At 47.9% G+C, this 8,804-nt stretch carries 7 protein-coding genes and 1 tRNA gene; 2 read left to right on the top strand and 6 right to left on the bottom strand.

From position 1 onward, the window contains the following. Positions 1–275: 275 nt before the first annotated feature. Positions 276–1,019 carry an IclR family transcriptional regulator gene (locus LLF78_06065; GenBank protein MCE5202057.1) on the top strand — a complete coding sequence of 248 codons (744 nt, stop codon included), beginning with the start codon at positions 276–278 and terminating at the stop codon, positions 1,017–1,019. 82 nt (positions 1,020–1,101) lie between these two features. Here the strand turns inward: LLF78_06065 and LLF78_06060 are convergent, their stop codons facing one another. Next, a complete protein-coding gene (locus LLF78_06060; GenBank protein MCE5202056.1) occupies positions 1,102–2,538 on the bottom strand; it encodes an aldehyde dehydrogenase family protein in 1,437 nt (478 codons plus the stop codon). A gap of 35 nt (positions 2,539–2,573) precedes the next feature. Then, entirely contained in the window at positions 2,574–3,740 is a 1,167-nt protein-coding gene (locus LLF78_06055) for an FIST C-terminal domain-containing protein (protein MCE5202055.1), read from the bottom strand. Positions 3,741–4,428: 688 nt separating this feature from the next. On the opposite strand from LLF78_06055, the gene LLF78_06050 reads away from it, so the two are divergent. Next, positions 4,429–4,704: an ATP-binding protein gene (locus LLF78_06050; protein MCE5202054.1), complete on the top strand. Its 276-nt coding sequence runs from the start codon at positions 4,429–4,431 to the stop codon at positions 4,702–4,704. A gap of 156 nt (positions 4,705–4,860) precedes the next feature. Here LLF78_06050 and LLF78_06045 read toward each other — a convergent pair whose 3' ends face one another. From LLF78_06045 to hpt, 4 genes are all read right to left on the bottom strand, one after another. Beyond that, complete coding sequence (locus LLF78_06045; protein MCE5202053.1) at positions 4,861–5,100, bottom strand: hypothetical protein; 240 nt, start codon at positions 5,098–5,100, stop codon at positions 4,861–4,863. Positions 5,101–5,687: 587 nt separating this feature from the next. Next, positions 5,688–5,765 (bottom strand) — tRNA-Pro (locus LLF78_06040). 113 nt (positions 5,766–5,878) lie between these two features. After that, positions 5,879–7,831 (bottom strand): ATP-dependent zinc metalloprotease FtsH, encoded by a 1,953-nt coding sequence (ftsH, locus tag LLF78_06035; GenBank protein ID MCE5202052.1) that lies wholly within the window; start codon positions 7,829–7,831, stop codon positions 5,879–5,881. 374 nt (positions 7,832–8,205) lie between these two features. After that, positions 8,206–8,742, bottom strand: coding sequence for a hypoxanthine phosphoribosyltransferase (hpt, locus tag LLF78_06030; GenBank protein ID MCE5202051.1), 537 nt, complete (start codon positions 8,740–8,742; stop codon positions 8,206–8,208). Between the last annotated feature and the right edge of the window lie 62 nt (positions 8,743–8,804).

Genomic DNA, 8,804 nt, shown 5'->3' with positions numbered 1-8,804 from the left:
CAGACATAAATTCTCTCCTTAATTTTAAGCAACGTTGATTAATATATAACTTTTTTAGTTTTACGTCATCCGTCTTTCCCACAAAAGTGGAGAGGCTAAGGGCAAGTCATTGTTTCTTCACAAAACAGGCAAATAAAAAACAAAAAATCGATATATAAAATTGATCGATCTGGTTATAATAAGTACATGATATAGATAAACAGGATCTTATAATCAAGAATAGGATATGTCCGTTCGCGGGTAGTGGTTAAAAATTGATGCAGGATAATGTACGTGTGATCGACCGTGTTTTTGACATCATAGAACTGCTTTCACAGGCACAGACACCAATGAGCCTGACTCAAATCGTGTCCGCGAGCGGGATCAGCAAAACAACCGCGTTCCGCCTTTTACAAAGCATGAACAACAGGCATTATGTTGAAAAAGACAAAGACAACTGCTATTCAATAGGGCTCAAGCTCATAGAATCTGTCAGCTATCACATTAACGGGCTCGAACTACAGACAGAATCAAAACCGATTCTTGCCGAACTCAGGAGAAAGCTGAATCTCACAGCACACCTCGGAGTTCTGGACTCACACGAAGTCATTTATATCGAAAAAATCGACATCTACCCAATGACACGTCTTTACACTCAGGTAGGCTACCGTTCGCCTGCCTACTGCTCGTCAATGGGCAAATGTCTGTTGGCCTGCCTTTCGGGCAGTGAACTTGAGAAGGCGATGTACGCATGCAAATTCGAACGTTTCACAGAAAACACGATCACAAATTTCACCGATTTCAAAAAATGTCTTAAACAGGTACGCGAACAGGGCTACGCGATGGATAATCAGGAATATATGATCGGACACAGATGCATCGGAGCACCCGTATTTGACTATCGCGGCGACGCTATAGCATCAATAAGCGCAAGCGGGACCACATCTGAAATCACAGATGAAAGGATCCCACAGATCATAGATGAGGTCAAATCCTCTGCCCTCCGGCTTTCGCGCAAGATGGCATATACGGAAGGATAAATTCAAACGAGTGGCTGGAGATAACGATTATCCCCAGCCAGGCGTATACGTATTACCGGGTTGAAAAAGCGCATATGATGCGCTATTTCAGTATATTCTTCAGCACGACAGATTTCGTTCGTGTCATTTCATTGAAAGTTGATAACACTCCTTCTGTACCTATTCCCGAGAATTTGTATCCTCCAAACGGCATTTCAAAGCTGCGGAAGAAGCTCGCGCCGTTGATTACTGCTCCGCCGCATTCAAGTTCATTGGCGACATAAAAAGCTTCCTTCATATCTTTTGAAAATACGCAGCCGCAAAGCCCGAACTTTGACGCGTTCGCGATAGCAATAGCCTCATCAACCGTGTCAAAAACTACGATCGGAACAACGGGACCGAATATTTCCATGTCTTTCGCAACATCGGCAGTTTTCGGAACATCAACAATTACAGTTGGATCATAGAAAGCGCCGCTTCTCTTGCCGCCGAGGATTATTTTACCGCCCTGCTCAACGGTCAGGTTTACCTGTGCTTCAACTTCAATAGCGGCCTTTTCACTGATGAGACATCCTAGGCCCGTGTTTTCGTCTGACGGCATGCCGCGCTTAATAGCCTGTATTTTTTTAACGGACTTCTCGACAAATTCTCCGACTCGGCTCCTGTGTATAAGGAACCGCTTTGACGCACAGCAGACCTGACCGGTGTTATACATGCGGCCCCAGATGAGTTCATCCGTCGCGAGATCTACATCCGCATCCTCAAGGACGATGAAAGCATCGTTTCCGCCAAGTTCAAGAGCTACATGGCAAAGGTTTGCTGCAGCCGTTTTAGCCGTTTCAATGCCTACCTCCGTTGATCCGGTAAGGGTAATAAGATGTACATCCGGATTCGAACACAGCATATTGCCGACGACTGAGCCGCGCCCGGTGATTATCTGGATAGCGCCGTCAGTAACTCCGGCTTTGACCAACATCTCCGTCAGTTTGCAGAGAGTAAGAGGATTATCCGTTGACGGCTTAACTATAGCCGCGTTTCCCGCAAGAAGCGCCGGAGCAACCTTCTGGTCAAAGAGATCACACGGGAAATTGAATGGTATTATACATGCCACAACACCAATAGGCTCTCTCTGCGTAAAGAGAATATTTTTGTCCTGTCCGGCCTCAAGTCCTGACGGAACGACTTCGCCATAGAGGTGTTTCGCCTTCTCCGAAAATGCCTTGAATGCTATGGGTATATTACCTATTTCGCCCCTGGCCTCTGATATAGGCTTGCCGGTTTCTGCAGAAAGTGTCTGTGCAAGGTCTTCCTTGTTCTTCTCCACCAGCGCCAGAAAATCCATCATTATCTCAGCTTTCCGATAGACAGGAACCTTAGCCCATATCTTTTGCGCCGCTTTTGCAGCTGCTACAGCATCTTCCACATCCTTTGCCGATGCTGCCGGAACGGTGTCGATAAGTTTACCGGTTGCAGGGTTAATTACTTCGAGTACTTTTTTGTCGGAAGCGTCTGCCGCTTTTCCGTTAATTATCATTTTCATAGCTGTGTACCTCCCTAATAATTGTTTGCCGGCAATTACTTTGAAAACCCGGTAAATGAAAGCATCAACCCGCCACAGGTGTTGTTATTATCGCTTTCAAACCCGTATTCACCGAACGTGAATTCAACGATGAACGGAACATCTCCGGCTGCTTCCTTTACCTGCTTCACAACTTCGCCTATACGGTCACCTATGCCCGCTCTGCGTCCGCCGCAATGCACCAGGTGAAACGCGGCAGGCTTTGTCTCCATCTTCGCTATGAGTTCTTTGAGTGTCTTCCCCGTTGAATCGATCAGCTCGTCCTGAGTCGCTTCCATTCGTATAACGCACGTCTTTTCGGCAAGGTTGCTTCCAACCGCCATTGAACCGTCATCGTTGCCGTTCATCGGATGACGGATCGCTATAAGATCACCAAGGCGGTCTTTGACTCCGAGCGGAGAATTGATGCATGTAACGAGCAGGTTTCCGCCTGTAACCGCTTCTTTGCTGCAGCCAGTCCATTCTTTATATTTCTGTACAGCAGGGACACCGTCTATCTCAACAAGGGTACGGTTTCCATCAACTTTTGTTATTACTCCAAAATCGTCCGTCTCACGATAAGCTCCCGTAAACAGGTTCGTCATTTTTACTTCCGTATAAAAAAACGCTACAGCAAGTCCGTCAGCAAAACTCGTGCCGGACGTGTAAAGTTTCCATTCACCACTTATAGTATTATCTGCCGCGCTTCCGCCGAAAAACGGGACCCTGCCGATCACTGAGCTGATTCCCTTGAGGTAGAATTCTTCTTCCGCAGGGGAAGCCGCCATATAAAAAAACGCCGGTGCCGTGTCTTTCCCCGTATTTTTCATTGCTTCAAGCGCAACGGCTTTGCCTGTTTCTATCGGGCTTTTACCCCGTTCAGAAGCAGCGATGCCTACCTTCATATTTTCATCCGAAAATGCCATCACACCGACAAATCCTCCATCGGAGCCCACGAATCCTTCCGGGGTGATGATCCCGGTAAAAGACGTATTGCCAATCAGCGGAACCCCCGGCATTGACTCTTTTACACCGGCTATCATCTGGTCAACATCATATTCACAGCTTCCGTAGACAAATGCCATTTTTACGGCGTCAAGGCCGTTCTTCGCAGCTAACCCGGCTTCGATCCCAGCCTTCTTTGCCTCTGGTGCAATACTTGAACCAACATTGACTTTAAACATAACATTACCTCCCATCAGACTATTGGTTATTTATTGCTCTGACACAAATATAAGTTTTAAAAATTGTAATGCAAGCGGATGATTCCATACGGCAAAACACATATTCCACTCAGTGGAACCATGTCAAATATTGATTTCCATTATATAAAATACATACATATATAGTATCCTAATTTTCAGATTGTTTAGTCTTGCAGTACAATAACAAACCCAAACACACAATACGGCTTTCCAATCAGAAAACAGCATTTTTTATGAGCAAACAGAAAGGCGGGCGAGCGATTGGCAGTTTGAATATTGGCAAACGATAGTTCAAATTGTTTTAACAACATGACTAAGCGGCCGAAGATGTCCAAAAAAAAAGAACCGTCGTTCCCGTATGCCCCACTCCCCGTCGTTCCCGTATGCCCCTGATCAGGAGAATGCCGTTTCCTGTTAAGGAAACAATTAAAAACTCCTTAGCATTCGAACTATTTCGAATGCGTTTTGAGATCAGGAACCCAGGTCCTGATTTTGAATGAGTATTGCGCACCCCATGAGCCCTTAGTTCCGCAACACGCGAGCCCAGTGTGACTTTTTTTATGAGCCCAGCGTGATGCTCTCCGTGAGCCCACCGTGTCGGGATCCACAGGCCCATAATTTGGTACTCATCAGATATGCGCACATAGTGCGTAAATATCTTTAGAGGATGTCAGGCTTTAAAGTTAGACGCTTAATACTGTATGAATGGCTGCTCCGGCCGCTCAGCGCAGAGGCGGCGAAAGAGATATTTGAAATAATGGAATGCAGAAGTGTAGGACGTCTTTCGACCATATTCTGTTCACAGTTTGACACAACAGAATGGCTTGAACGGACCTGTAACGACCTTCTCGGAGAAAGCCTCCTCGACAGGATAGTTCATTGCTCATACAATATATTGGTAGGCGGCGAATCGATGAGGAAACGCCGGGGACTTAAAGACTGACAAAAGGATCAAAACCTTCGCACGGGGAGAACCTTCCCCGTGCGACTAAAGGAAGCTGGCTCACGCCCGACGGAACAATAGGCTCACGAATAGCGGAACGGCGGGCTCGCGGTCAGCGGAACAGTGGGCTCATTTCAACGGAATATGCATTTGAACTCATCCTTCACCGAAGGGGCTGCCCCTTATCCGTCGTTCCCGTATGCCCCACCCTCCGTCGTTCCCGTATGCCCCTGAGCGGGAACCCAGGTCCTGCCCCACTCCCCGTCGTTCCCGTATGCCCCTGATCAGGAGAATGCCGTTTCCTGTTAAGGAAACATTTAAAAACTCCTTAGCATTCGAACTATTTCGAATGCGTTTTGAGATCGGGAACCCAGGTCCTGATTTTGAACTCATCATTCACCGTTATCCCGGTTTGTCTCCTTTCTCGTCATCCGGTATGCAGTTGGTGTAACTAGCAGCCGATTCCCGCAACTCGTAACTCGTCGGATCTCTGGCCGTGAGCCAAAGCCCATTCTTTTGATTTTCCGATTTCAAAGTGGACATAAATACCAAAACATATGGATCCCCGCTCAGTGGCATACGGGGATGACGGTGACGGAGAGTTGAGCATATGGGGATGACGGAAAGTTGAACATACGGGGATGACGGTGACGGAAAGTTGAGCATATGGGAACGTCGGAGGGGGAGGCTAATGCCGGGAACGACAGAGATTTTGAATTTTACAACCGCTAAGCTATTGCTCAGCCACGCTCAGCCATCGCTCAGCCGCCCCTCCTGAATGCGAAGCGATGCAAATTCTCCAGCGGCAGAAGGACGCGAATTCTCCGTGGCACGATCCACGCCACAAATTCCCCAGCATCGACTATCTCTTCCTGCCCCTACATCCGTTTCACCATCGCTTCACGCCGACGTTTTTTCGGCAGTTTCACTATTGCTTCAAACAAAAGCTCAGCGAAAAATTTTCGCTGAGCTTTTGTTTTTAATGGTCGGGATAGTCGGATTCGAACCGACGACCCCCTGCTCCCAAAGCAGGTGCGCTAACCAGGCTGCGCTACATCCCGTGACGATGGGCATTATAGCATATATTCCTTTGATTGTGGAAATATTACGACTCTGCGGCATTAAAATATCCGATAAAAAAAGGAGCCTCGCGGCTCCTATTTTATATTATGTTTTATTCTTCCTCTTCGTCAGGATCTTCATCATCATCCTGTTCTTCAGAGATCTCGTCTTTCTGCTGCTTCTTTTTAACTTCTTCCTCTTCCGCTTCTGAGCCGTCATCTTCGGAATAAGCTTCGTCTTCGGATCCTTCATCCTCAGCTCCTGCAGTTGACACGGGGTGCTCTTTCTTCGGGTATCCAAGAAGTTCGTCCAGCTCATCGCCCTCAAGGACTTCCTTCTCAAGAAGCAGTGCTGTTATCTCCTCAAGTCGGTCATTATGTTCTGTAAGAATGTTCTTTGCAGTAGTGTAGCACTCATCTATTATGCTGCGGACTTCCTGATCTATGGCGTATGCGATCTCTTCGCTGTAGTTCCTGTCCTCCATGATATCCCTGCCAAGGAAGACCTCATGCTGTTTTCTGCCAAGCGTTACCAGCCCAAGTCTGTCGCTCATTCCAAACTGCGTAACCATCTGCCTTGCGATCTGCGTAGACCTTTCAAGGTCATTAGAGGCTCCTGTGGTTACATCTCCGAACTTGAGCTGCTCAGTTACCCGACCGCTCAGCAATATCGTTATCCTGTCCGAAAGCTCCTTCTTCGATATCAGGAACCTGTCCTCTTCCGGCAGCTGCAGTGTATATCCAAGCGCCATGTGGCCGCGCGGTATTATTGATATCTTATGTACCGGATCGCTGCCGTCTATCTTGCTTGCGACCAGCGCGTGTCCGGCTTCGTGGTATGCGATGATCTCGCGCTCTTTCTTGCTTATTACTCTGCTCTTTCGCTCAGGACCTGCCATTACTCTGTCGATGGCCTCTTCGAACTCTGCCATTCCGAGGCTGGACTTGCCTCTCCGACCTGCAAGCAAAGCTGCCTCGTTTACAAGGTTTGCTATATCTGCACCGACAAAACCGGGGGTCCTGCGGGCAATGACATCAAGGTCAACTTTCTTGCTGACCTTCTTGTCTTTCAAATGCACCTTCAGAATGTCGCGCCTTCCGTTTACGTCCGGCCTGTCAACGACTATCTGCCTGTCAAAACGCCCGGGACGGAGCAACGCCGGGTCAAGTATGTCGGGCCTGTTTGTAGCGGCAAGCAGGATGATGCCTGTTCCTGCCTCAAAACCGTCCATCTCCACAAGAAGCTGGTTGAGCGTCTGTTCACGCTCATCATGTCCGCCTCCGAGCCCTGCACCGCGATGACGTCCTACAGCGTCTATTTCGTCTATGAATATTATGCATGGCTGGTTCTTGCGGGCCTGCTCAAAAAGGTCCCTGACACGTGCGGCTCCTACACCGACAAACATTTCGACGAAGTCAGATCCGCTTATGCTGAAGAAGGGGACATTAGCCTCTCCCGCCACAGCCCTTGACAGAAGGGTCTTGCCCGTTCCGGGTGCACCCAGAAGCAGTACGCCGCGGGGTACCTTTGCCCCAAGCCTCGTGAACTTTGAGGGATCCCTGAGGAAGTGGACGACCTCTTCAAGCTCTTCCTTGGACTCGTCACAGCCGGCAACATCTTTAAACGTGACCTTGGGCCTGTTGTCCATAAAAAGTTTGGCCTTGCTCTTTGCAAAGCCCATGACTTTGTTCCCACCGCCCTGCATGTTGTATATGAAGTATATCCATACACCTATCAGGAGCAGTGTGGGAAGCAGGGAAGCAAGCAGGGACGCCAGCCATGAGTTCTTTGGAGGAGGAACGACCTCGACCTCAACGCCCTTCTGGGCGATCTCACTGGGCAGTGTTCCCGGATCAAGAATATAAGTTGTAAACTCCCTGCCGGATTTCAATGTTCCTTTGAGCTGCTCGTGGTCTATCTTTACCTTGGCAACATTGCCCGCGTTTACTTCGTTCAAAAACTGGCTATAAGGAAGTACCTCAGCACCCTGACCGGACTTGTTCGCATCCGGCGTCAAAAATACATTCACCAGACTGACTACAAGAACGATCAGTATTATATACATCCCAACATTTTTAGAGGTTTTCTTCAAACGTGTGACCTCGCTTTCATATCTTTGCTAATCTACCGGAAAAGATCCGGTGGGTGATCGATGGTTTAGGTATCCTGTTGTAGAGACTGGCAAGCAATTGGCAAGCGTGGGCAAGCAATAGGCAAGCAGTCGTAAAAGCTTAAAAATTCTTAAATCTAAGCCGCTGGATTCCCGCTCAACTGCTTACGGGAATGACGGAATTTTAAAAGCACTCTCCGCAATTGGGGCAGATCGGAGATGATAACGACGCAACATGAAATTATACTAGCTAAGGCGTATTGGTCATACGTCGAAGCGACGGATAATGAATGTTGTTAAGTTAGCGCTCCGAGATGCCCCAATTGCTGCTAGGCGACGGGCTCGGCGACGAACACCGCCGGCAAATGCCGGAACATTCCGGCGTAATCCAGACCATAGCCTATCACAAACTCATCCGGGATCGTAAAACCTGTATATTCAACCTCAACTGTTTCCTTGCGGCGATCCGGCTTGTCAAGCAGCACGCATATCGCCAGGCTCTGCGGCTTGCGTTCCAGCAGAAGCGACTTTATGTACTTCAGCGAAAGCCCGGTATCGACTATGTCCTCTATTATAAGGACATTTTTGCCATAGATGTCAGTGCTTAGGTCTTTCTGTATCTGAACTACACCGCTGCTCTTTGTCGATGCTCCGTATGATGAAATAGCGAGGAAGTCTATCCTTACATCCACTTCGGGACTGATGTGCCTGATAAGATCGGCAAGAAAAATTACTGCACCTTTAAGCACACATACGCAGATCAGCTGTTTCCCGGCATAATCCTTGCTTAATCTCTCTCCGAGTTCTTTTATTTTGGCCTGCAGTTTTTCTTCAGAAATAAGTGTTTTACCAATCTTATATTCCAAGTGAGAAACACTCCCCGACGCCAAAGTTTTTTCCGCTCAAAAACATTAGACATAATAACATA

Source organism: Synergistaceae bacterium (assembly GCA_021372895.1).
Taxonomy (GTDB): Bacteria; Synergistota; Synergistia; order Synergistales; family Synergistaceae; genus JAJFTP01.
This window is presented reverse-complemented; position numbering and strand designations above follow the sequence as displayed.